This is a genomic window from Erythrobacter sp. RANMB8 (assembly GCF_056848235.1).
In genome coordinates, this window is sequence record NZ_JBREHG010000005.1 from 114,600 (window position 1) to 140,359 (window position 25,760).

Sequence of the window (25,760 nt, forward strand, 5' to 3'; positions counted from 1 at the left end):
CCCTCTAGCGTTCGCGTGGAAGCACCGGTCGCACAGCGACCGCAAGCGCGACCGCGCGCCCGAGCTTACGCGAGGAAAGCCAAGGCGGACGGATGTCCGCCGCCCGGCGTTTGAGGGTCAAATCAGGAAGGTATAACAGTCGAGGCCGACTGCCCGTCACCTTCGGGTGCGGCGATGATGTCGCGGGTGACGCGGCCCTTGGCGACCGTGTTGGTGCCGGTATCGCCCACCTGGCTGCGGATGCTCGGCGCGGCGCTGCCTGCGCGGTCGAGCACGCTGGCTTCGATCCGGCTGCGCGGGGCGGGGCCGCCGAACAGGGCTTCGAGCGCCTGCTCGGACGCGGTGCCTTCGGACGGGCGCGGGGCGCCGGGCGCGGGCGGGGTGAGCGAGAAATCGGGCGGCACCACCAGCGGAGCCTGCCGCTGCACCGCGAATTCATCGGGCCGGTCGCGGTTGAACACGCCGCCGCCACCGCCACAGGCCGCCAGCATGGCCGAAGCTCCGGCAAGCAGGATTACGGGTGCAAACTTACGCATTGTCAGGCTCTCCACGGGGCGCATCCCCGTCTGCGGTTTCCTCCTTGTCGCGCACGAACAGGCTGCGGGCAAGGATTATGACGACACCGATGGTAATCGCGGCATCGGCAATGTTGAAGATCAGGAAGGGGCGGAAATCCCCGATGTGGAAATCGGCAAAGTCCACCACGTAGCCGAGGCTGTAGCGGTCGCGGATATTGCCCAGCGCCCCGCCAAGGATCAGCGCGAGGCCGGCGATGTCGCCCAGCCGCTTTTCGCGCATCATCCACACCAGCACCACCACCGCGATCGCCGCTGTCATCAGCACCAGCAGCCAGCGGGTTTCCATATTGGTCGCCTGCAACAGCCCCAGCGAGATGCCGCGGTTTTCGGTATAGGTGAGATCGAAGAACGGCAGCAGATCGATATTGCCGACCTGCCGCAGCGCGAGCGGCCCGGTGACATACCACTTCGACACCTGATCGATCACCGCGACAAAGGCAGCGAGCACCAGCCCGATCACGCGGTTGCGGGTGAACAGACCGGTCATGCGCCCGAGCCCTCCGATGCATCCATCGCGCCGACCACATCATCGCAGCGCCCGCACAATTCGCCCTCGCCCGCCACATCGGGAAGGTGGCGCCAGCAGCGGCCGCATTTGTGGTGGCTGGTCTTGGTCACGATCACGGCATCGCCCTGCCCGCGGGTAACTGTCGCGGTGATGAACAGCTCGGCGAGGCTCTCGTCGCTGACGCCTTCGGGCACCATGCTGGCGGGGACGATCACTTCGGCTTCGAGGCTGGAGCGGATGGTCTTGTCGCGCCGCAGCGGTTCGATCGCCTCGTTCACGGCATCGCGCAACAGCCGCAGCTGCGCCCACTTGGCGGTGTCCACCGCCACGCCGGGAACGCTCGGCCATTCGAGCAGGTGGACGCTCCCGCGCTGGCCGTTTTCGTCAGCCTCGCCATCTTCGGGATAGCGGCTCATCCACACTTCTTCCGCCGTGAACACCAGCACCGGCGCGGCGTAGCGCACCAGCGCGTGGAACAGCAGGTCGAGCACGGTGCGATAGGCGTTGCGCGTGGTGCTGTCCGGCCCGTCGCAGTAGAGGCTGTCCTTGCGGATATCGAAGAAGAAGGCGCTGAGGTCCTCGTTGCAGAAATCGACCAACAGGCGGGTGTAGGTGTTGAAGTCGTAGGCCTCTGCCGCCGCCTTCAGTTTCCCGTCGAGGTCGCCCAGCAGGGCGAGGACATAAAGCTCCAGCTCCGGCAGTTCGCCCGCATCGCTCATGTCCCCCACGAACCCGTCGAGCGCGCCCAAGAGGTAGCGGAAGGTGTTGCGCAGCTTGCGATACTGGTCGCCGACGCCTTTCAGGATTTCATCGCCGATGCGGTGATCCTCGGTGAAGTCGACCGAAAGCGCCCACAGCCGGATGATGTCCGCGCCGTAGGTCTCCATCACCTTCAGCGGATCGACCGTGTTGCCGAGGCTCTTCGACATCTTCTTGCCCTTGGCGTCCATGGTGAAGCCGTGGGTGAGAACCTGATCATAAGGCGCGCGGCCCCGCGTGGCGGCCGATTGCAGCAGCGAGGACTGGAACCAGCCGCGATGCTGGTCGCTACCTTCGAGGTAGAGGTCGGCGGGCCATTGCAGGTCCGGCCAGCGCCCGCTTTCGAGCACGAAGGCGTGGGTGCAGCCGCTATCGAACCACACGTCGAGAATGTCGGTGACCATGTCGAATTCGTCGGGGTTGTAATCGGGGCCGAGGAAGGCGGCCTTGTTGGCGCTGTTCCACGCGTCCATCCCTTCCGCGTTCACGGCGGCGACGATGCGGGCGTTCACTTCCGGGTCTTGCAGATACGAACCATCAGGCCGCACGAACAGCGTGATCGGCACGCCCCAGGCGCGCTGGCGGCTGAGCACCCAGTCGGGCCGCCCCTCGACCATCGCGCCGATGCGGTTGCGGCCCTTTTCGGGGATGAACTGCACGCGCGCGATTTCGGCGAGGGCGGTGTCCCTCAAAGTCCCCCTCCCGCTTGCGGAAGGGGCTAGGGGTGGGCCTGTCTCCGCACCGTCGGTTGTGGACGCTCCCACCCCCGACCCCTCCCGCAAGCGGGAGGGGAGTTCCTTGTCCATCGGCACGAACCACTGCGGGGTGCAGCGGAAGATCACCTTGGCCTTGGAGCGCCACGAATGGGGGTAGGAGTGCGCGTAATCCGCGCTCGCGGCGAGCAGCGCGCCCGCTTCGCGCAGGTCCGAGCAGATCGGGCCGTCGGGCGCGTTGAACTTGGGGTTGATGACGCTCATGCGCCGCTCATCCGCGCCGCCGAGCCAGCCCCAGTCGTCACGGTAGCGCCCGTCGTCCATCACCGCGAAGACGGGGTTGATCCCTGCCGATTTGCACAGCTCGAAGTCGTCCTCGCCATGATCGGGCGCCATGTGGACGAGGCCCGTGCCGCTGTCGGTGGTGACGAAGTCGCCGGGGAGCAGCGGGCGCGGGGCCGCGTAGAACCCGCCGAGGTGATGCATCGGGTGGCGGGCGAGGGTGCCGGCAAGCGTCTTGCCCGCGTAGAAGCCGAGCGTGGAGTAGTTTTGTTTCGGATCGCCTTGTGCGCGAACTCGCGAGCGGAAATTGTCGTAGAGTTCAGTCGCAACGAGGTAGCGCCGACCGGTCGGCTCGGCCATGTCGTCGAGCGCTTCGATCAGAGCGTAATCAACCTCAGGCCCATAGGCCAAAGCCTGGTTCACCGGGATCGTCCACGGCGTCGTCGTCCAGATCACCGCATGGGCGCCGACCAGTTCAGGGATCGGCGATTCAACAATCTCGAACGCCACATCGATCTGGGTCGAGGTGATGTCCTCGTATTCGACCTCCGCCTCGGCCAGCGCGGTCTGTTCGACGGGCGACCACATTACCGGCTTCGAGCCGCGATAGAGGTTCCCCGCCTCGGCCAGCTTGAGCAGCTCGGCGACGATCACCGCCTCGCTCTCCTTCTGCATGGTGAGGTAGGGGTGGTCCCAATCGCCCATGATGCCGAGGCGCTTCAGCTGCCCGCGCTGCACGTCGACCCAGTGCTGCGCATAGGCGCGGCACTCGTCGCGGAACGCCTTGACCGCCGCCTCGTCACGCCCCTGCCCGGTGAGGACGGGCTTGGCCTTCTTCTCCTTGCGGTACTGCTCCTCGACCTTCCACTCGATGGGGAGGCCGTGGCAGTCCCAGCCGGGCACGTAAGGCGCGTCCTTGCCCAGCAGGTTCTGGGTGCGGCAGACCATGTCCTTGAGGATGTGGTTCAGCGCATGGCCGATATGCATGTCGCCATTGGCGTAGGGCGGGCCATCGTGGAGGATGAACTTCTCGCGGCCAGCCCGCGCCTTGCGCAGCGCGTCATAGAGCCCGATCGCTTCCCAGCGCGCGGCAATGCCCGGCTCCTTCTGGGGGAGGCCGGCCTTCATGGGGAAATCGGTCTTCGGCAGGAAGACGGTGTCCCGGTAATCGCGCTGTGTCGTCTCGTCAGTCATGGTCGCGGGGCCTTAGCGGGCGGGCGGGCTTTGCGCAATTTGTCTTGGAAGAAGGGGTTCACGCGAAGACGCGAAGGCGCGAAGAGGTCAATCCTTGCGGCGAAGCCGCGCCCAAGGTCGAACGACGGTTCCGAAAACCGGATACGGCCTGCGGCCGGGTGCGCGCTCTTCGCGCCTTCGCGCCTTCGCGTGCCCCAATCAGCCGAGCAGCCGCCGCGCCCGTTCGCAATCCTTGTCCATCTGGGCGATCAGTGCCTCGAGCGAATCGAACTTCGCCTCGCCGCGCAGGTAGTGGTGGAAGGCGACTTCGATTTCCTGCCCGTAAAGGTCTCCGGAAAAATCGAAGAAGAACGGCTCCAGCAGCTCCTTGGGCGGTTCGAACTGCGGGCGGATGCCGATATTGGCCGCGCCGTGGAGCACCTGCCCCGTCGCCAGAATGCGCCCCGTCACGGCGTAGATGCCGTATTTTGGGCGCAGGTAATTGTCGATCGCGACATTGGCGGTGGGATAGCCGATGGTGCGCCCGCGCTTGTCGCCGTGTTCGACGATGCCCCTGATCGCGAAGGGGCGGGTGAGCAATTGCGCCGCCAGCTGCGGATCGCCGTCGCGCAGCGCCTGACGGATGCGGCTGGAGGAGACGACCTCCTCGCCCGCCGTCACCGCCTCGACCACCCGCGCTTGCAGGCCCAGCTCTCCGCCGAGGGTGCGCAGCAGTTCCACGTTCCCCTTTGCGCCCTTGCCGAAGGTAAAATCACCGCCCGTGACCACCCCGTGCGCGCCGAAACGCTCGATCAGGATTTGCGCGATGAAATCCTCCGCACTGGTGCCGGCGAGGTCCGCATCGAAGTGGAACACCAGCATCGCGGTGGCCCCTGCGGCGAGATAGAGCTCCTGCCGCTGTTCGAGCGTCGTCAGGCGGAAAGGCGGCACATCGGGGCGGAAGAAGCGCACCGGATGGGGATCGAAGGTGGCGATGATCGAGGGGCGGCCCTCGGCCTTGGCCCAGCCGATCGCCTCGCCCGCCACGGCCTGATGCCCGCGGTGGAACCCGTCGAAATTGCCCAGCGCGATCACCGCGCCGCGCAGTGCCTCGGGAATGGCCTTGCGGTGATCGAGCCAGCGCATCAGCTCTGCGCCCGCCGGAACGTCAGGAAGGAAAAGGCCGGGTGCGGATCGCTGGCGGCGTGATCCTCGCGCGCGGTCAGCACCCATTCGCGGCCCGGCTCGGCCATAAAGGTATCGCCCTTGTAATCGGCGTGGATCTGCGTGAGTTCGATGCGGTGGGCGAGCGGCAGGAACACGTCATAGATCGCCGCCCCGCCGATAATCGCGATCTCGCCGCTGTCATTGCCCTGCGCGGCGAGCGCCAGCGCCTCCTTGACCGAACCGGCCATCTCGACCCCTTCGGCCTTCAGATCGTCGCGCCGCGACAGCACGATGTGGCGGCGGCCGGGCAGCAGGCCGGGCAGGCTCTCGAAGGTCTTGCGGCCCATGATCATCGGCTTGTGCATCGTCAGCGCCTTGAAGCGCTTGAGATCGGCCGGCAGGCGCCAGGGCAGATCGCCCTCATTGCCGATCGCGCCATTGGCGGCGCGGGCGTAGATCAGCACGATTTCAAGCGTCATTTCAGCACGTGTCCGACGCGGGTGACATGGCCCATCTTGCGTCCTTCGCGGGCTTCGGCCTTGCCGTAGAGGTGGAGGTGCGGCTCGCCCGGTTCGGCCAGGATGGCGTGGGCCTTCAGCGCATCCTCGCCCACGATATTGCGCATCTCGATCGCCTCGAAGCGGGTCTTGGTGACGCCCAGCGGCAGGCCGCAGATGGCGCGGATGTGGTTTTCGAACTGGCTGGTGGCCGCGCCCTCGATGGTCCAGTGGCCCGAATTGTGGACGCGCGGGGCCATTTCGTTGAACACCGGGCCTTCGCGGGTGGCGAAGAATTCCAGCGTCAGCACCCCGACATAGCCGAGCGCGTCCGCGACCTTCGCCGCCAGTTCCCGCGCCGCGCCGACCTGCGCTTCGACCAGCGGGCCGGCGGGCAGGACCGACACCGCCAGCATCCCGCCTTCGTGGATGTTCGCGGTCGAATCCCAGAACTTCACCGCCCCGTCGCGCCCGCGCACGAGGATCACCGAGAATTCGGTCTCGTAGGTGACGAAGCCTTCGTAGACGCAGGGCACGCCGGGGAAGGGCAGGCCCGCCGCCTCCAGCGCGGATCGGGCGCGCCACTGGCCCTTGCCGTCATAGCCGTCGCGCGCGGTCTTGAGGATGCCGGGGGTGCCGATCCGGGCGATGGCGGCGACGAGGTCCTCCGCGCTCGTCACCTCGGCATAGGGCGCAGGCGTACCGCCCAACCCGGCGACAAAGCGTTTTTCGTTGAAGCGGTCCTGCGCCACCTCGAGCGCGCGCAAGGGGCAGGCGAGCAGGGCCTGCGGCAAGGCAGCGACCGTGCTGACGGGCACGTTCTCGAACTCCCACGTCACCACATCGCAGCGCCCTGCGAAATCCGCCAGCGCCGCCGCATCGTCCCAATCGGCGGTGATGAAGCCGGAACAGGCGTCGGCGGCGACATTGTCGCCCTCGGGCGCATAGCCGACGACGCGGTAGCCGAGCTGGAGCGCGGACATTGCCATCATCCGGCCCAGCTGCCCGCCGCCCAGAATGCCGATGGTGGAACCCGGTTGCAGCATCAGTCTGCGGGCACCTCTGCCACGGCAGCGCTGTTGGCGGCGCGCCAGTCCTGCAGCCGTTCGGACAGCGCCTCGTCTCCCAGCGCGAGGATAGCGGCGGCCAGCAGCCCCGCGTTCTTCGCCCCGGCCTCGCCGATCGCCAGCGTGCCGACCGGAATGCCGCCCGGCATCTGCACGATCGAGAGCAGGCTATCCATGCCCGACAGCGCCTTCGACTGCACCGGCACGCCCAGCACCGGCAGGTGCGTCATGCTGGCGATCATGCCCGGCAGATGCGCCGCGCCGCCGGCCCCGGCGATGATCACGCTGAACCCCTCGCCCTCGGCGCCCTTGGCGAAGGCCACCATCCGGTCGGGCGTGCGGTGGGCCGAGGTGATCCGCGCCTCATGGGGCACTTCCAGCTCGTCCAGCACATCGGCAGCGGCCTTCATGGTCGGCCAGTCCGACTGGCTGCCCATGACAATCGCGACCTTGCCCCCCGTGGCTTCCATCATGCGTCCTTCAGGTAATAGCGGTCACCCGCAACCGCGCCGCCTTCGAAGTCATAGATGATCGGCTGGCCGGTGGGAATCTCCAGATCGGTGATGTCCGCATCGGAGATGTTCGACAGGTGCTTGACCAGCGCGCGCAAGGAATTGCCGTGGGCCGCGATGATCACTGTCTCGCCGCTGGCCAGCACCGGCAGGATCGTGCTTTCCCAATAGGGCAGCACGCGTTCAATCGTCAGCTTGAGGCTTTCGGTGTTCGGGATCGGGATCCCGGCATAGCGCGGATCGGCGGCGAGATCGAAGGTGCTGCCCGCTTCGAGCACCGGCGGCGGAATGTCGAAGCTGCGGCGCCAGATCTTGACCTGATCCTCGCCATGCTTCGCCGCTGTCTCGGCCTTGTCGAGCCCGGTCAGCCCGCCATAGTGCCGTTCATTGAGGCGCCAGTCCTTGATCTCGGGGATCCACAGCCGCCCCGCCGCCTCCAGCGCCAGATGCAGCGTCTTGATCGCGCGGGTCTGGAGCGAGGTGAAGGCGTAGGAGGGCAGCACGCCCTTGTCCTTCAGCAGCGCGCCCGCCGCGGTCGCTTCGGCCACGCCCTGCGCGGTCAGATCGACATCCCACCAGCCGGTGAAGCGGTTTTCGAGGTTCCACTGGCTCTGGCCGTGGCGGACAAGGATCAGCTTGGGCATTTTGACTCCGGGGTTCCGTGCCGCCCGCACCCCTATCAGGCGGATCGAGCGGGCGGGTTAGCTTTCGCGGGACGGATTGGGAAGGGGCTGTGTTGCATCCGAATCGCCCATCTGGCGCGCCTGCGCCTTCCTGCGCCGCAGGTTTTCGCGCAGTTTGGCCGCGAGGCGCTCCTCGCGGGACAGGGGCGAGGACATTTTCTTGCGGGGTTCTTCACTCATGCGCAACGCATTGGCGTTATCAGGGGCGCTCCTCAAGTGGCAAAGCGATAGGAGAGCAGGGACTCTTCAAGTATGCTTGACATCGCGAGGCAGCGCGACAATAGGGCGCGCCTGTTCCGGCGCTGCTGTAGCTCAGTGGTAGAGCGCACCCTTGGTAAGGGTGAGGTCGGGAGTTCAATCCTCCCCAGCAGCACCATCTTCGCCCCAATGGGGGCGAAGATGAGTCTTTGGCGTTTCGTCGGCGCCTCCGCGCCGACGTCCTCGGTGCCGATCCTCCACTTCGCTACGCTACGTTCCGGGCACCTGCGGGCGCGCAGTCGCGCTTGCGGTCGCTGTGCGACCGATGTCATTTCCAATTTTCGATGCCTTTGGAAATGCTAACACTGATTTTCTGAATTGCGTCTTCAAGGTGAGTGCGCAACTCGGGAAGTGAAAAGACATCACCGAAAAGCTGTACGGTTTGATTTGCCGCATCGTATATAATTGCTGTCGACTCGATAAGTTGATCCCGCATATCGCCGAGCGGAGGCATGTCATCATGGATCACGATTTCGATTGTTGTGAAAAGACGGGGCGATTTTGCAGTCCATGCATCCAATCTTTCATCGATATGCTCGATGTGATTTCTAAGTGTCCGATCACTAAGGCCGTGATCATTCGCTAAATCCACAAGTTCTCTTAAATGTGCCCCCCGCTCTGAATTGCGCGGAGGCCAGAAAAGACGAGAGGCGTTCGCCGCCATCTGCAATCCCAAACGAATATGGTCGAAGATTCGTCCGTTCTCTCGCACTTCTAGACCGTGGTCGCTCACAGTGCGCATTGCGGCAAGAGCCTCGACCTCGGCCAAATTGTCTAGCGCTCTACGACATTCGGTCAGCGCGAACGACAGCATGATAAATTCTCGATCAACCTCTGTTGCTACCATTGTATCCTCCGCTGCTTATTTGACGCACTTAAGCTGGGCGACAGGCGGGAGCTATTTCTCCATCCCCCCAAAAGTGCCAATCCGCCCCGCCCCTTCACTCGGCTATCCCCTTTCCCCATAACGGCAAGCCGGGGAGAGGCGCTATGGATCTGGGATTGAAGGGCAAGAAGGTCATCATGAACGGCGGGGCGCATGGCCTTGGCTTTGAATCATTGAAGCTGTTCGCTGCCGAGGGCGCGGATGTCGCCTTTTTCTCCCGCAAGGAAGACAAGATCGCCGCCGCCGTGGCCGCGATCGATGCCGCAGGGCCGGGCAAGGTCTTCGCCGAAGTGTTCGACATGGCGAGCGGGACCGAGGCCTATCAGGCGTGGCTGGAAAAGGCCGCCCAGGAACTCGGCGGGTGCGACATCTTCGTCCACACCGCTTCTGCTTCCGGAACCGGCGGCGCGGGCGACTGGCAGGCGTGCCTCGACATGGACCTGAAAGGCGCGGCCTATGCGGTCGAGACGCTCACGCCTTACCTCGAAGCTTCGGACACCGGCTCGATCGTGATGCTGTCCTCCACCGCCGCGCTTGAAACCTTCATCGCACCCAACCCCTTCAATGCGATCAAGGCGGCGCTGATCACCTATGCCTCGCAACTCAGCCAGGCGCTCGCGCCCAAGGGCATCCGCGTGAACACGGTCAGCCCCGGCGCGGTCTACTACAAGGGCGGCAACTGGGAGATCATCGAGGAGCACATGAAGCCGCTGTTCGATGCCACTCTCGCCAAGATGCCCACCGGCCGCTTCGGCGAGCCGGTCGAGGTCGCCAAGGCGATCGTCTTCGTCGCCAGCCCGGCGGTGCCCTACATGACCGGCGCGAACATCGTGGTGGACGGCGGGTTCACCCAGCGCGTCCAGTTCTAAATCTCCCTCAAGAAGGCTCAAAACCATGGCGCAGATCGACCGCGACAAGCTGCTCGACATCTACACCCGCACGATGAAGGTGAACCGCACCGACGAGAAGTTCCGCGAGCTTCTCATGGGCGGCAAGGTGGCGGTGATGTATTACTGCGTGCGCGGGCAGGAGCTGGTCTCGGCCGCGGCGATGGCGGCGCTGGAGAAGGAGGACTACGTCGTCTGCACCTATCGCGGGCAGGGCGAGCAGACCGCCAAGGGCATCCCGATGGAAAAGTGGTGGGGCGAATGCCTCGGCAAGGCGACCGGCACCTGCAAGGGCAAGGGCGGCACCATGCACATCACCGATCCCGAAACCGGGATCATGGTGACGACCGGCGTGGTCGGATCGGGCCTCCCCATCGCCAACGGCCTCGCGATGGCGAGCCAGAACAACGGCGACGGGCGCGTGACGCTGGTCAGCTTCGGGGACGGAGCGGCCAATATCGGCGGCTTCCACGAAGCGATGAACATGGCCCAGCTCTACAAGCTGCCGGTCATTTTCCTGTGCCAGAACAACCGCTACGGCGAACACACGGCCTATGCCGACCACACCGACAGCCCCAATATCGCGAGCCGCGCGGCGGGGTACGGGATGCCGGGGGTGACGGTTGACGGCAACGACGTCCACCAGATCTACCCCGCGGTGAAGGAAGCGGTCGACCGCGCGCGCCGGGGCGAGGGGCCGACGCTGGTGGAAGCCATGTGCTACCGCATGATGGGGCACTTCTTCGGCAGCGATTTCAGCTACATGCCGCCCGAACACATTGCCGAAATGAAGGCCGAGGACCCGCTGCCCAAGCTGCGCAAGGTGATGCTCGAGCACCAGTTCACCGAGGAAGAGCTGGACGCCATCGTTGCCGACATCGACGCGCAGATCAACGCGGCGGTCGAACACGCGCTGGCCGCGCCGCTGCCGGACGTGAACGAAATCTACAAGGACGTGCTGGAGGAGACCGCCTGATGGCCCAGATCACCATGACCCAGGCGCTGAACCTCGCAATCGACGAGGCGATGGCCGATGATCCGGGCGTGTTCTGCCTTGGTGAGGATGTGTCCGCCAAGCAGGGCGGCGGGGTGTTCAAGGTCACCGCCGGCCTGACCGAGAAATATGGCGAACACCGCATCCGCGCGACGCCGATCTCGGAAACCGCGATCATCGGCGCCGCTGTCGGCGCGGCGCTCGCGGGCCAGCGCCCGATTGCCGAGATCATGCTGATGAACTTCGTCGGCGTGTGCATGGACCAGATCGTCAACCACGCGGCCAAGCTGCGCTTCATGTCGGGCGGGCAGACGCCGTGCCCGATGGTGATCCGCACCACCACGGGCGTCGGCGTCGGCTTTGGCGGGCAGCACTCGGACATGCTGGAGGCTTGGTTCGCCCACGTCGCGGGGATCCATGTGGTGACCCCCTCCAACCCCGCCGACGCGCGCGGGCTGATGCGGGCGAGCATCGACGCCAATGACCCGGTGATCTTCATCGAGAACATCCTGTGCTACGGCCTCAAGGCTGAGGACCCCGGTCCGGGCTACCGCGTGCCGCTCGGCAAGGCGGCGATCGCGCGCGAGGGCACCGACATCTCGATCATCACCTATGGCCGCACCGTGCTTGACGCGCTGGCCGTGGCCGATGATCTCGCCAAAGAGGGCATCAGCGTCGAGGTCGTCGACCTGCGCACCATCGCCCCCTACGACGAGGCGACCGTGCTAGCCTCCGTCCGCAAGACCGGCCGCGCGCTGACCCTGCATGAGGCTGTGCGTCCCTTCGGCACCGGTGCGGAGATTGCCGCGAACATCCAGGAAAAGTGCTGGGACAGCCTGAAAGGCCCAGTCCGGCGCGTGGGCGGGACGTTCTCGGCGGTGCCCTTCGCCAGCCACCTCGAACAGGCGTGGATCCCGAACAAGGGCCAGATCATCGAACAGATCAAGGCGAGCATGGGTAGACTCTAGATGGCAACCGAAATCCGCATCCCCAAGCTCGGCATGAGCGCCGTTGAAATGACCCTCGTCGAATGGATGTTCGGCGATGGCGAGCGTGTCGAGAAGGGCGACATCATCTACACCGTCGAAACCGACAAGAGCACCACCGAGATCGAAGCCCAGGCCAGCGGGATCATCCGTCCGACGGGCGAGGAAGGCGCGGTCTACAAGGTGGGCGATCTGATCGGGACGATTGAGGAGTGACAACTCCGCGTGAGATGCTGGCGCGGGTCTACGCGACCGCCGGCACCCGCGACTGGGCGGCGGTCGAGGCGCTGATCCACCCCGATTTTGTGCTCTACGAGGCCCATTCGCTGCCCTTCGCAGGCGAATGGCGGGGGAAGGACGCGCTGCAACGCTGTGCGGCGGCGATGTATGGCACCTGGGCTAACACCGATCTCGAAATTCTCGACTGCACCGGGGGCGAGACGCACGCGGTGATGGTGATCCGCCTCACCATGCACCCCAAGGACGGCTCCGAGCCCTTCACCCAGACCATCTGCGAGGCGGGCACATTCGAGGACGGGCTGCTCAGAACCCTGCGCATCCACTATTTCGACGCCGCCGAGGTCGCCGCCCGCGCCTGACAGCGGGCGGCCAGCTGTCAGCGCGGCAGTTCGCTGACCCCCATCAACGCCTCGTCCACCGCCCGCGCCGCCTGACGCCCTTCGCGGATCGCCCAGACGACGAGGCTCTGCCCGCGCCGCATGTCACCGCAGGCGAAGACGCCCGGAACGCTGGTGGCATAGCTGTTGGTGTCGGCATCGACATTGCCGCGCGCGGTCAGATCGACACCCGCCTGTTCCAGCAGCCCGGCCTTCTTCGGCCCGACAAAACCCATGGCGAGCAGGATCAGATCGGCCGGCAGGGTGAACTCGCTGCCCGCGATTTCCTGCATCTGGCCGCCGACCCACTCGACGCGCACGCATTCAAGCCCGGTGACCTTGTCGCCATCGCCGATCACCCGCTTGGCCAGCACCGCCCAGTCGCGCTCAACGCCTTCCTGGTGGCTGGAGGAGGTGCGCAGCTTCATCGGCCAGTCGGGCCAGGTCAGCGCCTTGTCTTCCTTTTCCGGCGGCTTGGGCATGATTTCCAGCTGGGTGACGCTGAGGGCACCCTGCCGGTTCGAGGTGCCGACACAGTCGCTGCCGGTATCGCCGCCGCCGAGCACGATCACATGCTTGCCGGTGGCGGTAAGGCTGCCGCGCGGGGCGGCGCGCAATTCGTCATCGCCTGCCACGCGCTTGTTCTGCTGGGTCAGGAACTCCATCGCGAGGCGCACGCCGGGCATTTCCGCGCCGGGGATCGCCAGCTGGCGCGCATCCTCCGCGCCGCCTGCCAGCACCACCGCGTCAAAATTCTCCTGCAGGCTCTTGAACGAGATATCGACGCCGACTTCCTTGGAGGTTTTGAACGTCACCCCTTCGGCTTCCATCTGTTGGCAGCGGCGGTTGATGAGGTGCTTTTCCATCTTGAAGTCGGGGATGCCGTAACGCAGCAGCCCGCCGACACGGTCGCTCTTTTCGAACACCGTTACCGAGTGGCCGGCGCGGGCGAGTTGCTGGGCGCAGGCCATGCCGGCGGGGCCGGAGCCGACCACCGCGACCGATTTGCCGGTCTTCTTCTCGGGAATCTGGGGCGCAATCCAGCCTTCCTTCCACCCGCGATCGACGATGGCGCATTCGATCGACTTGATCGTCACCGGCTGGTCGATGATGTTCAGGGTGCAGGCTGCCTCGCACGGGGCGGGGCAGATGCGGCCGGTGAATTCGGGGAAGTTGTTGGTGGAATGGAGGTTGGCCAGCGCCCGCTTCCAGTCCGCCTCGTAGACGAGGTGGTTCCAGTCCGGGATCATGTTGTTCACCGGACAGCCGTTGTGGCAGTAGGGGATGCCGCAATTCATGCAGCGCGAGGCCTGCGCGGTCAGCGTTGCATCATCCGGCTGGATGACGAATTCGCGGTAGTTCTTCAGGCGTTCCTTGGGATCGAGATAATCCCGCTCGCGGCGGTCCAGCTCGAGAAATCCGGTTTCCTTGCCCACTGTTCGTTACCTTCTCATGTTCCAGAGGCCCACCCCGCTGCGACTAGGCGGCTGCGCCGCCAAGTCTCGCTCCCCTCCCGCTTGCTCCCGGCTCAAGGCCGGGGCAGGTATCGGAGTTGGGGGGTGGGAACAATTCACTCCGCCGCGACGCTCTCCGCCTCCTGGCGTTCGGCTTCGAGCTTCTTCAGCGCCGCCGCGTAGTCACGCGGCATCACCTTCACGAACTTGCCCAGCGCCGCATCCCAATCGGCCAGCAGCGCGCCCGCCAGCTTGCTGCCGGTGTGGAGCTGGTGGCGTTCGACCAGGATGCGCAGGCGTTCGGCATCGTGGCGCAGCATGTCGCCCATGCCGAAGTCGTTGACGCTGCGCGGGCGCTGCGAGGGGCGGCCGGTGCCTTCATCGGCATCCGGCGCGGCCGAAACCGGCAGCAGATCGACCTGCGCGTGGTTGACGAGATCGGTGAAGGCTCCTTCGGGGTCATAGACATAGGCGACCCCGCCGCTCATGCCTGCCGCAAAGTTGCGCCCGGTCTTGCCGAGCACGACGACCACGCCGCCGGTCATGTATTCGCAGCCGTGATCCCCGGTGCCCTCGACCACCGCGATGGCGCCCGAATTGCGCACCGCGAAACGCTCGCCCGCGACCCCGTTGAAATAGGCCTCGCCCGCGATCGCGCCGTAGAGCACGGTGTTGCCGACGATGATGTTGTCCTGCGAATTGCGCGGCGCTTCGGCAGGTTGGCGCACGATGATGCGCCCGCCCGAAAGCCCCTTGCCGACATAGTCGTTGGCATCGCCCACCAGATCGAGCGTCACGCCGTGGGCGAGCCATGCGCCGAAGCTCTGTCCGGCCACGCCCGTCAGGTTGATGCGGATCGTGTCGGTTGGCAGGCCTTCGTGCCCGTGGGCCTTGGCGACCTCGCCCGAAAGCATCGCGCCGACCGTGCGGTTGACGTTGCGCACCTCGTAGGTGAGTTGCACCGGCGCCTTGGTGTCGATGGCGGTGCGGCAATCGGCGATCAGCCGGTTGTCGAGTGCGCCTTCGAGCCCGTGGTCCTGCACGCCCCGCTGGCGCAGCGAGGCGCCTTCCTTGAGCGGCACCTGATGGAGGATGCGCGACAGGTCGATGCCGCGGGCCTTCCAGTGGCGCTCCATCCGCCGGGTGTCGAGCCGGTCGACCCGGCCCACCATCTCGGCTACCGTGCGGAAGCCCATTTCGGCCATGATCTGCCGCAGTTCCTCGGCGACGAAGAACATGTAGTTGACCACGTGCTCCGGCTGCCCGGTGAAGCGCGCGCGCAGCACCGGGTCCTGCGTGGCGACGCCGACGGGGCAGGTGTTGAGGTGGCACTTGCGCATCATGATGCAGCCCGCCGCAATCAGCGGCGCGGTGGCAAAGCCGAACTCGTCTGCACCCAAGAGCGCGCCGATGGCGACATCGCGGCCCGTGCGCAGGCCGCCGTCGACCTGCACCGCGATGCGTTCACGCAGATCGTTCAAGAGCAGGGTCTGCTGGGTCTCGGCCAGGCCGATTTCCCACGGCGAACCGGCGTGGGTCAGCGAGGTCAGCGGCGAAGCGCCCGTCCCGCCGTCATAGCCCGCGATGGTCACATGATCGGCGCGCGCCTTGGAAACGCCCGCCGCGACCGTGCCGACGCCCACTTCGGACACCAGCTTCACGGAGATGCGCGCCACCGGATTCACGTTCTTCAAGTCGTGGATCAGCTGCGCGAGATCCTCGATCGAGTAGATGTCGTGGTGCGGCGGCGGGCTGATGAGGCCCACGCCCGGGGTCGAGTGCCGCACCGCGCCGATGCGCTTGTCGACCTTGTGCCCCGGAAGCTGCCCGCCTTCACCGGGCTTCGCCCCCTGCGCCATCTTGATCTGGATGTCGTCCGAATTGACGAGATATTCGGTGGTGACGCCGAACCGGCCCGAGGCAACCTGCTTGATCCGGCTGCGCATCGAATCGCCATTGGCGAGCGGCTTGAACCGGAACGGCTCCTCCCCGCCTTCGCCGGTGTTCGAGCGCCCGCCGATGCGGTTCATCGCGATCGCCATGGTCGAATGCGCTTCGTGGCTGATCGAGCCGAGGCTCATCGCGCCGGTCGAGAAGCGCTTCACGATTTCGGAGGCGGGTTCGACCTCTTCGAGCGGGATCGGCTGGTCGGCCTTCCTGAATTCGAGAAGCCCGCGGATCGTCAGCAGCCGTTCCGACTGCTCGTTGATCGACTTGGCGAATTCCTCGTAGTTCTTCGGGTCGTTGCCGCGCACTGCGTGCTGCAACTGCGCGACGTTCTGCGGCGTCCAGGCGTGCTCCTCACCGCGCAGGCGGTACTGGTAGATGCCGCCGACATCGAGCATCCCGTCATAAAGCGGGTTGTCGCCGTAAGCCTGCCCGTGGCGGCGCAGCGCTTCCTCGGCAACTTCGGCAAGGCCGATGCCTTCGATGGTGGTGGCGGTGCCGGTGAAATACTTCTCGACGAAGGCGCTCGACAGCCCGACCGCGTCGAAAATCTGCGCGCCGCAGTACGACTGGTAGGTCGAAATGCCCATCTTGGACATGACCTTGCGGATGCCCTTGCCGATCGCCTTGATGAAGTTCTGCTGCACCTTGTAGGCGGCAAGGTCAGGGTGCCGCTTGGCGCGCAGGGCCTCCAGCGTCTCGAAGGCGAGATAGGGGTTGATCGCTTCCGCGCCGTAGCCTGCCAGCACGCAGAAGTGATGCACTTCGCGCGCCTCGCCGGTTTCGACCACGAGGCCGGTCTGCATCCGCAGGCCCTGCCTCACGAGGTGGTGGTGCACCGCTGCCGTGGCGAGCAGCGCGGGCATCGGCACGCGGGTTTCGGACTGCCCACGGTCGGACAGGACGAGGATGTTGTGATCCTGCAGCACCGCCTCGGTCGCGGCCCAGCACATTTCCTTCAGCGCCATTTCGAGGCCATCGGCCCCGCTGGCGGCATCCCAGGTGATGTCGATCGTGGCACAGCGGAACGCGCCGTCCAGCGCCTCTTCCACCGAACGGATCTTGGCCAGATCCTCGTTGGTGAGGATCGGCTGGTCGACTTCGAGGCGCTTGTGCGTCCCCGCATCGCGGCCGAGCAGGTTCGGACGCGGGCCGATCATGCTGGTGAGGCTCATCACCAGTTCTTCACGGATCGGGTCGATCGGCGGGTTGGTGACCTGCGCGAAGTTCTGCTTGAAGTAGTCGTAGAGCAGCCGTGCACGGTTGCTCAGCACCGCAATCGGGGTGTCGGTGCCCATCGACCCGATCGGATCATCGGCATCCACCGCCATCGGTTCGAGGAAGCGCGAGACATCTTCCTGCGTGTAGCCGAACGCCTGCTGGCGTTGCAGCAGGGTGGTTTCCTCGGCCGGAATTGCCGCCAGTTCGGGCACGATATCGGTGATGTCGGCCAGCTTGTACTGCGCCTGCGCCAGCCACCTGGCATAGGGCTCGGCATTGGCGAGATCGGCCTTCAGCTCGTCATCCTCGATGATGCGGCCCTGTTCGAGGTCGATCAGCAGCATCTTGCCGGGCTGGAGCCGCCACTTGCGCACGATGTCTTCCTCGGCAAACGGCAGCACGCCGCTTTCCGAGGCGAGGCAGACGATGTCGTCCTTCGTCACGCAGAAGCGCGCCGGACGCAGGCCATTTCTGTCGAGCGTCGCGCCGATCTGGCGGCCATCGGTAAAGCACACGGCGGCCGGGCCGTCCCACGGCTCCATCAGCGCGGCGTGATATTCGTAAAAGGCGCGCCGGGCAGGGTCCATCAGCGCATTGCCGGCCCATGCTTCGGGAATCAGCATCATCATCGCATGGGCGAGGCTGTATCCGCCCGCGATCAGCAGTTCGAGCGCATTGTCGAGGCAGGCCGTGTCCGATTGCCCGTGCGGGATGATCGGCCACATCTTGTCGAGGTCCGGCCCCAGCAGCTCGCTTTCCATGGTGCGGCGGCGGGCGTTCATCCAGTTGACGTTGCCGCGCACCGTGTTGATTTCGCCATTGTGGGCGATGAACCGGAACGGGTGGGCCAGCCGCCAGCTGGGGAAGGTGTTGGTGGAAAAGCGCTGGTGCACGAGGCCCAGAGCCGAGACGCAATCGGGCGAGCGCAGGTCATCGTAGAAGCTGCCGACCTGCGTCGCCAGCAACAGCCCCTTGTAGACCAGCGTGCGGGTCGAGAAGCTGGGGATGTAGGTCTCGGTCACGCCCGGCAGGCCGTGCTTTTCCGCGAGCTGCGCCAGCGGGTTCTGCACCTGCTTGCGGATGGTCAGCAGCTTGCGTTCGAACGCGTCCTGATCGGCGCAGTTTTCGCCGCGCGCGATCACCGCCATCTGGATCACCGGCATCGAGGCGATCACCGCTTCGCCGAGACCGTCCATCGTGGTCGGCACATCGCGCCAGCCGATGAAACGCTGGCCTTCCTTGGCGGTAAAGGTTTCCATGCGTTCGCGCACAAAGGCGCGGGCCGCATCGTCCTGCGGCAGGAAGCACATGCCGACGCCGTAATCGCCGGGGGCGGGCAGATCATGGCCGTTCGCTTCGGCCCAGCCGCGAATCAGCGGATCGGGAATCTGGATGAGGATGCCCGCCCCGTCGCCCAGCAGCGGATCGGCCCCCACCGCGCCGCGATGGTCGAGCTTCTCGAGAATCTCCAGCGCCTGCGCAATAATCGCGTGGCTTTTCTCGCCCTTGATGTGCGCAACCATGCCGACGCCGCAGGCGTCATGTTCGTTGGCGGGGTCATAAAGACCCTGGGAGGAGGGGTATCCCATGGCAAGAGTCCGATCTTTCAGATGCCGGCAAGCGTGCATCGGCAGGAACTGCCTAACGGGCGCGTGACGGCGATTGTTCCGGACAAGTGTTACCGCAGGCGGCGTGCCTTACCCGTTTTCGGGCCCCTCATGCCGACAGGAAGCGGGTTTGGCAATGGGTTTGCGCGAAGTATTATTTCTCGCAGAGGTATTCAAACTATCATTAGATTGCGCTGCGCTCATCAGCCGGTGGCGGCAGTTGCAGCTTTTGCGCGACTGGCGGCGGCCTCAGGCGGCCCCGCGCAGGCCCTGCAACTGGCTGAGCGCATCGCGCAGCGGCTCGTCGCGCCGGGCCGGAGTGCTCTGCCCGCTGAGCGCGGCAAGCGCTTTCAGCGCCTCTGCCAGCGCGGCTTCGCGGGCGGACAGGTCCTGACCGCTGTGAGCCTGGCCCGAGGCACCCTCGCGGTGTTCGTGGAGCGCGCCGGCGAAGCGCTCGACCATTTCGGCAAGGCTCAGCGACTGCGGCGGCGCCGCGCGCAGGCGCGCCAGCGCGGCGGCGCTGGGATGGGCAGGGCGCGAGCCGGGAGCGGGGGGAGCTTCGGCTGCGACGGGCGCGGTCGCAGGCGGGGCCACCGGCTCCGGCTCCGGCTCCGACTCCGGCTGGGGCTGGGCCGCCACCGGTGCCGTGGCAGGCTCTTCCACCCAAACGGCGTTGCGGCCCGGCAATTCGGCAAAGGCGGCAAGATCGAGCTCAACCGGTGCTTCGGCGAGCACAGGCTCCTCATGGCGCGGGCGAAACGGCCTGGCTTCGGCGAATGGCATGGCTGCCAGCGGTTCGTCGAGACTGGCGCTGCCGAGATCGCGCTGCGGATCGATGGCGCGCACATGGCGGGCAGCAGTCGCGACGATCGACGGCGCATCGGCGTAGCGCCGCACCTCGCGCCTGACCCCGCCGGACACGAGATAGAGCGCACTGCCGAGCACCACAGCACCCAGCGCGGCCAGCACCGGCTGGGCATGATCGCCGAGCAGCATCAGGCCGGTGCCCTTGGCGGCGCCCGCAATCAGGCTGGCGGGCATCACCATCACCGACAGGCCGGCCAGCGCCGCGCCCCACAGCCCCATGACCGGCGCGAATGCGGGGTGGGCCGAAAGCTTGTGATTCTGCCGAGACTTGCCGTTGCGCCCGAGTTTCATTGGAATCCTATCCCGCTGTTGCTGCGGCGGCCTGCGCGCCCCGCGCATTGCCGCCATGGCTCCGGGCTAACAAAAGATGGTAAACAGAAAGATAATCGCGGGCGTTGGTGGCCCAGTCGTGGCGGGTGCGGACATGGGTTTCGGCGCGCATCCGCATCGCATCCCAGCCTTCGCGGTTGTCGAGCAACCGGCCAAGCGCGGCGGCGCAGGCTGCCGGATCGTCGGGTGCGAACAGCGTGCCGGTGTCGCCATCGGTGATCAGTTCGCGGTGCCCGCCGACACTGGAGGCCGCCACCAGCCGCCGCTGGGCCATGGCTTCCAGCGGCTTCAGCGGCGTGACCAGATCGGTGAGGCGCTGGCCTTTGCGCGGATAGGCGAGCACGTCGACAAGCGAATAGTAACGCTCGACCTCGGTGTGCGGCACGCGGCCGGTGAAGAATACCGCTTGCGGATCGGGCAGGGCCGCTGCCGCTGCCCGCCAGGCCTCGGCCATCGGCCCAGCGCCGACCAGCAGCAACCGCGCGTCGGGGTGCGTCCGGCGCAGCAGGGGCATCGCCGCGATCAGATCGTCTACCCCTTCGTAGGCATAGAAGCTGCCGATATAGCCGATCACCGGTGCCCCCGGCGCAATGCCCAGCTGCTCCGCCAGCGCCGCATCGCGCTCGACAGGCACGCCGAACAGCTCCAGATCGACCCCGTTGCGCATCACCCCGATCCGGTCAGCCGGGATACCGCGCGCGACCAGATCGCCTTTCAGTCCCTCGCAGATCGTGAACAGCGCATCGGCGGATTTCGCCACCCGCGTTTCCAGCGCGCGGGTGAGGCGGTATTTGAGGCTGCCTTCGGTGCCGGTCAGGTTGCCGACTGCCGCATCTTCCCAGAAGGCGCGGATTTCATAGACGAAGGGGATGCCGAGCGCCCGCGCCGCCCGTTGCGCCGCCGCGCCGCATAGGGCGGGGCTGTGGGCGTGGATGATGCCGGGCCGCCATTCTTCGGCCAGATCGTGGATCGCCGCCGTCAGCGCCTCGATCTCGCCCATCTCGCGCAGCGGCGGCGGGCCTGCGGGTGTGCCGGGGGTGCGGTGGAACAGCAGGCCATCGGCTTCCTCGGGCGAGCCTGCCAGCGCCGCTTCGAGATTGTGCCGCTGGCCGGTGATACCGCGCACTTCCAGCCCAAGCCCTTGCTGCGCCTTCAGAATGGCGCGGGTGCGGAAGGTGTAGCCGGAATGCAGCGGCAACGAATGATCAAGGACATGGAGAATGCGGGTCATGCCCGCGTGCTTATCGTAGGCGTGCTTAACGCCGCGTCAACTGCATCGCGTTATGGATGCGCATTGACCGCGGCCCGGAGCCTGTGACTGATGATCGATTATTTCGCGCTTGCCCTCGGCCATGGCCTGCTGGCCATTGCGCTGCTGCGGCTGATGCTGCGCGAGGGCCTGGACGAGGATCCGCTGATCGGCTCCATCAAGAACGAGACGGCGGAGAACCGCAAGGCGGTGAGTGTCGCCGGTCGCAACGCCGCGCGCCGCGAACGCGGGCACGGCGGCGAGAGTGACGATGCCGACACGGCAGGCCGGTCGCGCAAGGCCCGCGCCAGGGCAGCGAAGCGGTAGCGCCCCTCCATGCTCGATCTCGTTTTCCTTGCCTTCATCGGATATGTGCTGGTGCTCGGCCTCAGGCGTCCGTTCCTGTGGGTGCTGCTCTATGTCTATATCGACATCATCGCGCCGCAGCGCATCGGCTATTCGATCATCGCCAGTCTGCCGGTTTCGCTGATCGCCTTTGCGGCGGCGTTTGGCGGCTGGATCGCGCTGGACCGCAAATCGGGGGCGCGCTTCACGCTGCGGCAGGGGCTGATGCTGGCGCTCTTGGTCTATTGCTTCTGGACGACGGGCAATGCCGATTTCCCGCTCGATGCGCAGACCAAATGGGACTGGGTGTGGAAGGCGCTGCTCTTCGCGATCTTCCTGCCGCTCACGCTGACCACCCGCGCCCGGATCGAAGGGCTGGGGCTGGCGCTGCTGCTGTCGGTGGCGACCATCGTGATCGGCACGGGGATGAAAACCGTGCTGGGCGGCGGGGGCTATGGCAACCTCAAGTTCTTCGTGAACGACAACAGCGGCATCTATGAAAGCTCGACCCTCGCGACGGTGGCGATCGGGCTGATCCCGATGCTGTGGTGGTTCGTGAAGCACGGCACGATCTTCCGTCCGCACTGGCTGGTCACCGCCTTTGCGGTGGCGCTGACCTTTGCCTGCCTGCTGGTGCCGATCGGCACCGAGGCGCGCACCGGCCTGCTCTGCATCGCCGCGCTGGGCGTGCTGATGCTGCGCTATACCAAGCGCCGGTTCCTGTTCATCGCAGGCGCGGGCGTGCTGGGCCTCACCGCGCTGCCTTTCCTGCCGCAAAGCTATTACGACCGCATGGCCACGATCGCCGCGCCCGGCGGAGACGAAAGCGCATCGACCCGTGTGGCGGTGTGGAAGTGGACGCTCGATTACGTCGCGCAAAAGCCCTTCGGCGGCGGGTTCGATGCCTATCGCTCCAACAAGTTCACCTATGTCATGCCGGTGACCGAGGTGGACGGGAACACCACCAGCGTGACCTATGCCCAGGTCGAGGACAAGGGCCGTGCGTTCCATTCATCCTTCTTCGAGATGCTGGGCGAACAGGGCTGGCCGGGGCTGTTGATCTGGCTGGCGCTGCACGGCGTGGGCCTGTGGCAGATGGAGCGCATCCAGCGCCGCTGGCGGGGCGCCACCGACGAGGCGGAACGCTGGATCGCGCCGCTCGCGGCGGCCTTGCAGATGGGCGCGCTGATCTATCTGGTGGGCGCAACCTTCCAGGGGATCGCCTATCAGCCGGTGATGCTGATGCTGGTGGGCCTTCAGATCGGGCTCCATACCTATTGTCGGCGAATCGATTCGGCGCGCGAATCGCTCCGGCGCAGCACCGAACGCAAGCAGGCGATCCATGGCCAGATTGCCGGTGCCGTAGCGGCATGATCGCCGCCTTGGCGCAGGCGTTGCGCTCCCCTTCGTGATACGCCATGAAGCCCCTCGCAACGGACGCGGCGGGCACGGGATTCCGCCGGCGCGAAACAAGGAGGAGGAACCCGATGACCCCCCAGGAAGTAGCCGCCAAGGTCGGTGAACACTTCGCCACCAGCGAATGGGTGGAGATGAGCCAGGAACGCATCAACCAGTTCGCCGATGCGACCGGTGATCACCAGTTCATCCACATCAACGAAGAAGCCGCCAAGATGACGCCGTTCGGCGGCACCATCGCCCACGGCTTCCTGACACTGTCGATGATCCCCTACCTGTCGGCCAACAGCGACATGCCGCGCGTCGACGGGATCAAGATGGCGGTCAACTACGGCGGCAACAAGACCCGCTTCATCGCCCCCGTGCGTTCGGGCAAGCGCATCCGCGGCCACTGGAAGCTGCTGGAAATGGCCGAAAAGCGCCCCGGCCAGTGGCAGCAGACCGTCGAGATCACCATCGAGATCGAAGGCGAGGACAAGCCCGCCCTGATCTGCGAATGGATGACGATGTTCTTCGTCTGAAGCCTTTGCTGCCGCGCCCGCCAGTTGCGGGCAGCGGCAGCAGGACAACAATAAATCAAGGATACCCTCAACATGGCACGTGACGCCGTTATCGTCTCCACCGCCCGCACCCCGATTGGCCGTGCATACAAGGGCGCTTTCAACGCCACCCCCGGCGCCACCCTCGGCGCGCTCAGCCTTGCCCCGGCGATCGAACGCGCCGGGATTGAGGCCGGTGCCATCGATGATGTGGTGTGGGGCGCTGTTCTCACCCAGGGCACCCAGTCGGGTAACATCGGCCGTCAGGTCGCACTGCGCGCCGGTTGTCCGGTGGGCGTTTCGGCCCAGACCATCGACCGCCAGTGCTCTTCGGGCCTGATGGCGATTGCCACTGCGGCCAAGCAGATCATCGTCGACAACATGGACATCGTCGTCGGCGGTGGCCAGGATTCGATCTCGATGGTGCAGACGCCGGAAATGCGCGTGTCGCCCGATCGTTCGCTGATCGCGATGCACGCCAACGTCTACATGCCGATGCTGCAAACCGCCGAGACCGTCGCCAAGCGCTACAATGTCAGCCGCGAGGCGCAGGACGAATACGCCTTCCAGTCGCAGATGCGCACCGCCGCGGCGCAGGCTGCGGGCAAGTTCGATGACGAGATCGTGCCTGTCACCACCACCATGAATGTGGTCGACAAGGAGACGAAGGAAGTTTCGCAGCGCGAGATCACCCTCTCCAAGGACGAAGGCAACCGTCCCGAAACGACGCTCGAAGGCCTCCAGAGCCTCAATCCGGTGATGGGCCCCGGCATGAATATCACCGCCGGCAACGCCTCGCAGCTGTCGGACGGTTCCTCGGCCGCGGTGCTGATGGAAGCCAAGCTGGCGGAGCAGAAGGGCCTCCAGCCGCTGGGCCGCTATGTCGGCATGGCGGTGGCCGGCACCGAGCCTGACGAAATGGGCATCGGGCCTGTGTTCGCGATCCCGAAGCTGCTGAAGCAGACCGGCCTCAAGATGGACGACATCGGGCTGTGGGAACTGAACGAGGCTTTCGCGGTGCAGGTGCTGTATTGCCGCGACACGCTCGGCATCCCGAACGACATCCTCAACGTCAACGGCGGCTCGATTTCGATCGGCCACCCCTACGGCATGACCGGCGCACGCTGCACCGGCCACGCGCTGATCGAAGGCAAGCGTCGCGGGGCGAAGTATGTCGTCGTCACGATGTGCGTCGGCGGCGGCATGGGCGCAGCGGGCCTGTTCGAGGTGTTCTAAAGCACGCCACAAGGCGAAAAGCAGAGCGGCGCGGGAGGCATCCTCCCGCGCCGTTTTTCTTTTCTAGCCGACGGTGCGTTCGGCCTTGTCCTTTTCGTTGGTGCCCTTGATCATCGCCCGCATCTGGTCCCACTCGGCATCGCCCAGCGCGTGGAGCATCGGGTAGAAGGTGCCGCCATTGGCCTGATAGCCCGCGCCGTCGATGGCGATGGTCTGGCCGTTCACATATTCCGCGCCCGGTCCCATCAGGAACACCGCAAGATTGGCCAGCTCGTGCATCTCGCCTGCGCGGCCCATCGGGTTGAGATCGTTCTTGGAATTGCCGCCCTGCCCGCCGGGCGAAAGACGCGCGCTCATGCCCTTGGTCGGGAAGAGGCCGGGCGCAATCGCGTTGAAGCGCAGGCCATAACGGCCCCATTCGGTCGCAAGGCTCTGGGTCATGGCGTTGATCGCGGTCTTGCTCATCGCGCTTGGCACCACGAAGGCGCTGCCCGACCACACCCACGTGGTGAGGATCGAGAGGAAGCTGGCGCGCTTCTTCTCCGCGATCAGCCGCTTGCCGATATCGAGCGTGACGTAGAAGGTGCCGCGCATGACGATGTCGGCGATGGCGTTGAAGCCGTTCACCGACAGGTCTTCGGTGCGGCTGATGAAGTTGCCGGCGGCATTGTTGACCACGCCGGTCAGCGCGCCGCCATCGGCCCAGATGCTATCCACCATCGCGTGGATCGCGTCCGGATCACGGATATCGCAGGCAATACCGACGATCTTCCCGCCGTGGAGCGCGGTCAGTTCCGCCGCCGTCTCGTCGAGTTTCGATTGCCGCCGCCCGCAAATATAAACGGTCGCGCCCAGTTTGAGGAAGGCCTCAGCCATCTCGCGCCCGAGGCCCGTGCCCCCGCCGGTGACGAGGATACGCTCGCCCGCCATCAGGCCTTCGCGGAACATCAGTTTTGAAACGTCCATTTCTCAGCGTCCTCTT

24 protein-coding genes and 1 tRNA gene are annotated in these 25,760 nt (G+C 65.8%); 10 read left to right on the forward strand and 15 right to left on the reverse strand.

The window, feature by feature from the left end; all coding sequences use genetic code 11:
- Positions 1–122: 122 nt before the first annotated feature.
- From ACU0AG_RS09195 to ACU0AG_RS09235, 9 genes are all read right to left on the reverse strand, one after another.
- Complete coding sequence (locus ACU0AG_RS09195) at positions 123–536, reverse strand: DUF3035 domain-containing protein (RefSeq protein WP_482781976.1); 414 nt, start codon at positions 534–536, stop codon at positions 123–125.
- Positions 529–1,065, reverse strand: coding sequence for a signal peptidase II (lspA, locus tag ACU0AG_RS09200; protein ID WP_482781977.1), 537 nt, complete (start codon positions 1,063–1,065; stop codon positions 529–531). The genes ACU0AG_RS09195 and lspA overlap by 8 nt, the downstream gene beginning before the upstream one ends.
- A complete protein-coding gene (gene ileS, locus ACU0AG_RS09205; protein ID WP_482781978.1) occupies positions 1,062–4,034 on the reverse strand; it encodes an isoleucine--tRNA ligase in 2,973 nt (990 codons plus the stop codon). Before ileS ends, lspA begins: the two co-directional genes overlap by 4 nt.
- Before the next feature lie 198 nt (positions 4,035–4,232).
- Entirely contained in the window at positions 4,233–5,159 is a 927-nt protein-coding gene (locus ACU0AG_RS09210) for a bifunctional riboflavin kinase/FAD synthetase (protein WP_482781979.1), read from the reverse strand.
- Complete coding sequence (locus ACU0AG_RS09215) at positions 5,159–5,659, reverse strand: dihydrofolate reductase (protein ID WP_482781980.1); 501 nt, start codon at positions 5,657–5,659, stop codon at positions 5,159–5,161. Before ACU0AG_RS09215 ends, ACU0AG_RS09210 begins: the two co-directional genes overlap by 1 nt.
- Entirely contained in the window at positions 5,656–6,723 is a 1,068-nt protein-coding gene (locus ACU0AG_RS09220) for a 5-(carboxyamino)imidazole ribonucleotide synthase (RefSeq protein ID WP_482781981.1), read from the reverse strand. Before ACU0AG_RS09220 ends, ACU0AG_RS09215 begins: the two co-directional genes overlap by 4 nt.
- Positions 6,723–7,214, reverse strand: a complete 492-nt coding sequence (purE, locus tag ACU0AG_RS09225; protein ID WP_482782053.1) for a 5-(carboxyamino)imidazole ribonucleotide mutase — start codon at positions 7,212–7,214, stop codon at positions 6,723–6,725. The genes ACU0AG_RS09220 and purE overlap by 1 nt, the downstream gene beginning before the upstream one ends.
- Positions 7,214–7,900 (reverse strand): 2,3-diphosphoglycerate-dependent phosphoglycerate mutase, encoded by a 687-nt coding sequence (gene gpmA / locus ACU0AG_RS09230; RefSeq protein WP_482781982.1) that lies wholly within the window; start codon positions 7,898–7,900, stop codon positions 7,214–7,216. The genes purE and gpmA overlap by 1 nt, the downstream gene beginning before the upstream one ends.
- A gap of 57 nt (positions 7,901–7,957) precedes the next feature.
- Complete coding sequence (locus ACU0AG_RS09235; RefSeq protein WP_482781983.1) at positions 7,958–8,119, reverse strand: hypothetical protein; 162 nt, start codon at positions 8,117–8,119, stop codon at positions 7,958–7,960.
- A gap of 121 nt (positions 8,120–8,240) precedes the next feature.
- On the opposite strand from ACU0AG_RS09235, the gene ACU0AG_RS09240 reads away from it, so the two are divergent.
- Positions 8,241–8,315 (forward strand) — tRNA-Thr (locus ACU0AG_RS09240).
- A 150-nt stretch (positions 8,316–8,465) separates the two neighbouring features.
- Here the strand turns inward: ACU0AG_RS09240 and ACU0AG_RS09245 are convergent.
- Positions 8,466–9,011: a hypothetical protein gene (locus tag ACU0AG_RS09245; protein WP_482781984.1), complete on the reverse strand. Its 546-nt coding sequence runs from the start codon at positions 9,009–9,011 to the stop codon at positions 8,466–8,468.
- A 176-nt stretch (positions 9,012–9,187) separates the two neighbouring features.
- On the opposite strand from ACU0AG_RS09245, the gene ACU0AG_RS09250 reads away from it, so the two are divergent.
- From ACU0AG_RS09250 to ACU0AG_RS09270, 5 genes are read left to right on the forward strand one after another with little or no spacing between them, the layout of a single operon-like run.
- A complete protein-coding gene (locus tag ACU0AG_RS09250; protein WP_482781985.1) occupies positions 9,188–9,952 on the forward strand; it encodes an SDR family NAD(P)-dependent oxidoreductase in 765 nt (254 codons plus the stop codon).
- Positions 9,953–9,977: 25 nt separating this feature from the next.
- Positions 9,978–10,946 carry a thiamine pyrophosphate-dependent dehydrogenase E1 component subunit alpha gene (locus ACU0AG_RS09255; protein ID WP_482781986.1) on the forward strand — a complete coding sequence of 323 codons (969 nt, stop codon included), beginning with the start codon at positions 9,978–9,980 and terminating at the stop codon, positions 10,944–10,946.
- Positions 10,946–11,932: an alpha-ketoacid dehydrogenase subunit beta gene (locus tag ACU0AG_RS09260; protein WP_482781987.1), complete on the forward strand. Its 987-nt coding sequence runs from the start codon at positions 10,946–10,948 to the stop codon at positions 11,930–11,932. The genes ACU0AG_RS09255 and ACU0AG_RS09260 overlap by 1 nt, the downstream gene beginning before the upstream one ends.
- Entirely contained in the window at positions 11,933–12,166 is a 234-nt protein-coding gene (locus ACU0AG_RS09265; RefSeq protein ID WP_482781988.1) for a biotin/lipoyl-containing protein, read from the forward strand.
- A complete protein-coding gene (locus tag ACU0AG_RS09270; protein WP_482781989.1) occupies positions 12,163–12,549 on the forward strand; it encodes a nuclear transport factor 2 family protein in 387 nt (128 codons plus the stop codon). The genes ACU0AG_RS09265 and ACU0AG_RS09270 overlap by 4 nt, the downstream gene beginning before the upstream one ends.
- Before the next feature lie 17 nt (positions 12,550–12,566).
- Here the strand turns inward: ACU0AG_RS09270 and ACU0AG_RS09275 are convergent, their stop codons facing one another.
- From ACU0AG_RS09275 to ACU0AG_RS09290, 4 genes are all read right to left on the reverse strand, one after another.
- On the reverse strand, positions 12,567–14,003 hold the full coding sequence (locus ACU0AG_RS09275) for a glutamate synthase subunit beta (protein ID WP_482781990.1): 1,437 nt from the start codon (positions 14,001–14,003) through the stop codon (positions 12,567–12,569).
- 134 nt (positions 14,004–14,137) lie between these two features.
- Positions 14,138–18,778, reverse strand: a complete 4,641-nt coding sequence (gltB, locus tag ACU0AG_RS09280; RefSeq protein ID WP_482781991.1) for a glutamate synthase large subunit — start codon at positions 18,776–18,778, stop codon at positions 14,138–14,140.
- A 267-nt stretch (positions 18,779–19,045) separates the two neighbouring features.
- Positions 19,046–19,954, reverse strand: a complete 909-nt coding sequence (locus tag ACU0AG_RS09285) for a hypothetical protein (protein ID WP_482781992.1) — start codon at positions 19,952–19,954, stop codon at positions 19,046–19,048.
- Between the two features lie 7 nt (positions 19,955–19,961).
- Entirely contained in the window at positions 19,962–21,224 is a 1,263-nt protein-coding gene (locus tag ACU0AG_RS09290; protein ID WP_482781993.1) for a TIGR04063 family PEP-CTERM/XrtA system glycosyltransferase, read from the reverse strand.
- Positions 21,225–21,314: 90 nt separating this feature from the next.
- Here ACU0AG_RS09290 and ACU0AG_RS09295 point away from each other — a divergent pair, with 90 nt between their 5' ends.
- From ACU0AG_RS09295 to ACU0AG_RS09310, 4 genes are all read left to right on the forward strand, one after another.
- Entirely contained in the window at positions 21,315–21,569 is a 255-nt protein-coding gene (locus ACU0AG_RS09295; RefSeq protein ID WP_482781994.1) for a hypothetical protein, read from the forward strand.
- Between the two features lie 9 nt (positions 21,570–21,578).
- The gene (locus ACU0AG_RS09300) at positions 21,579–22,961 is read left to right on the forward strand and encodes a DUF5935 domain-containing protein (protein ID WP_482781995.1); all 1,383 of its coding nucleotides are present in this window, start codon (positions 21,579–21,581) and stop codon (positions 22,959–22,961) included.
- 113 nt (positions 22,962–23,074) lie between these two features.
- Positions 23,075–23,524 (forward strand): MaoC family dehydratase, encoded by a 450-nt coding sequence (locus ACU0AG_RS09305; RefSeq protein ID WP_482781996.1) that lies wholly within the window; start codon positions 23,075–23,077, stop codon positions 23,522–23,524.
- Positions 23,525–23,596: 72 nt separating this feature from the next.
- The gene (locus tag ACU0AG_RS09310) at positions 23,597–24,778 is read left to right on the forward strand and encodes an acetyl-CoA C-acyltransferase (RefSeq protein ID WP_482781997.1); all 1,182 of its coding nucleotides are present in this window, start codon (positions 23,597–23,599) and stop codon (positions 24,776–24,778) included.
- A gap of 63 nt (positions 24,779–24,841) precedes the next feature.
- Here ACU0AG_RS09310 and ACU0AG_RS09315 read toward each other — a convergent pair whose 3' ends face one another.
- Positions 24,842–25,744 carry an SDR family oxidoreductase gene (locus tag ACU0AG_RS09315; protein ID WP_482781998.1) on the reverse strand — a complete coding sequence of 301 codons (903 nt, stop codon included), beginning with the start codon at positions 25,742–25,744 and terminating at the stop codon, positions 24,842–24,844.
- Positions 25,745–25,760 lie beyond the last annotated feature (16 nt).

What these genes read in the sequence shown, in the direction of transcription:
- ileS (WP_482781978.1), bottom strand. Translation starts at nt 4,034, where the DNA reads ATGACTGACGAGACGACACAGCGCGATTACCGGGACACCGTCTTCCTG.
- ACU0AG_RS09310 (WP_482781997.1), top strand. Translation starts at nt 23,597, where the DNA reads ATGGCACGTGACGCCGTTATCGTCTCCACCGCCCGCACCCCGATTGGC.
- gltB (WP_482781991.1), bottom strand. Translation starts at nt 18,778, where the DNA reads ATGGGATACCCCTCCTCCCAGGGTCTTTATGACCCCGCCAACGAACAT.
- ACU0AG_RS09305 (WP_482781996.1), top strand. Translation starts at nt 23,075, where the DNA reads ATGACCCCCCAGGAAGTAGCCGCCAAGGTCGGTGAACACTTCGCCACC.
- ACU0AG_RS09295 (WP_482781994.1), top strand. Translation starts at nt 21,315, where the DNA reads ATGATCGATTATTTCGCGCTTGCCCTCGGCCATGGCCTGCTGGCCATT.
- gpmA (WP_482781982.1), bottom strand. Translation starts at nt 7,900, where the DNA reads ATGCCCAAGCTGATCCTTGTCCGCCACGGCCAGAGCCAGTGGAACCTC.
- ACU0AG_RS09210 (WP_482781979.1), bottom strand. Translation starts at nt 5,159, where the DNA reads ATGCGCTGGCTCGATCACCGCAAGGCCATTCCCGAGGCACTGCGCGGC.
- ACU0AG_RS09285 (WP_482781992.1), bottom strand. Translation starts at nt 19,954, where the DNA reads ATGAAACTCGGGCGCAACGGCAAGTCTCGGCAGAATCACAAGCTTTCG.
- lspA (WP_482781977.1), bottom strand. Translation starts at nt 1,065, where the DNA reads ATGACCGGTCTGTTCACCCGCAACCGCGTGATCGGGCTGGTGCTCGCT.
- ACU0AG_RS09260 (WP_482781987.1), top strand. Translation starts at nt 10,946, where the DNA reads ATGGCCCAGATCACCATGACCCAGGCGCTGAACCTCGCAATCGACGAG.
- purE (WP_482782053.1), bottom strand. Translation starts at nt 7,214, where the DNA reads ATGGAAGCCACGGGGGGCAAGGTCGCGATTGTCATGGGCAGCCAGTCG.
- ACU0AG_RS09220 (WP_482781981.1), bottom strand. Translation starts at nt 6,723, where the DNA reads ATGCTGCAACCGGGTTCCACCATCGGCATTCTGGGCGGCGGGCAGCTG.
- ACU0AG_RS09245 (WP_482781984.1), bottom strand. Translation starts at nt 9,011, where the DNA reads ATGCTGTCGTTCGCGCTGACCGAATGTCGTAGAGCGCTAGACAATTTG.
- ACU0AG_RS09195 (WP_482781976.1), bottom strand. Translation starts at nt 536, where the DNA reads ATGCGTAAGTTTGCACCCGTAATCCTGCTTGCCGGAGCTTCGGCCATG.
- ACU0AG_RS09250 (WP_482781985.1), top strand. Translation starts at nt 9,188, where the DNA reads ATGGATCTGGGATTGAAGGGCAAGAAGGTCATCATGAACGGCGGGGCG.
- ACU0AG_RS09255 (WP_482781986.1), top strand. Translation starts at nt 9,978, where the DNA reads ATGGCGCAGATCGACCGCGACAAGCTGCTCGACATCTACACCCGCACG.
- ACU0AG_RS09300 (WP_482781995.1), top strand. Translation starts at nt 21,579, where the DNA reads ATGCTCGATCTCGTTTTCCTTGCCTTCATCGGATATGTGCTGGTGCTC.
- ACU0AG_RS09215 (WP_482781980.1), bottom strand. Translation starts at nt 5,659, where the DNA reads ATGACGCTTGAAATCGTGCTGATCTACGCCCGCGCCGCCAATGGCGCG.
- ACU0AG_RS09235 (WP_482781983.1), bottom strand. Translation starts at nt 8,119, where the DNA reads ATGAGTGAAGAACCCCGCAAGAAAATGTCCTCGCCCCTGTCCCGCGAG.
- ACU0AG_RS09265 (WP_482781988.1), top strand. Translation starts at nt 11,933, where the DNA reads ATGGCAACCGAAATCCGCATCCCCAAGCTCGGCATGAGCGCCGTTGAA.
- ACU0AG_RS09290 (WP_482781993.1), bottom strand. Translation starts at nt 21,224, where the DNA reads ATGACCCGCATTCTCCATGTCCTTGATCATTCGTTGCCGCTGCATTCC.
- ACU0AG_RS09315 (WP_482781998.1), bottom strand. Translation starts at nt 25,744, where the DNA reads ATGGACGTTTCAAAACTGATGTTCCGCGAAGGCCTGATGGCGGGCGAG.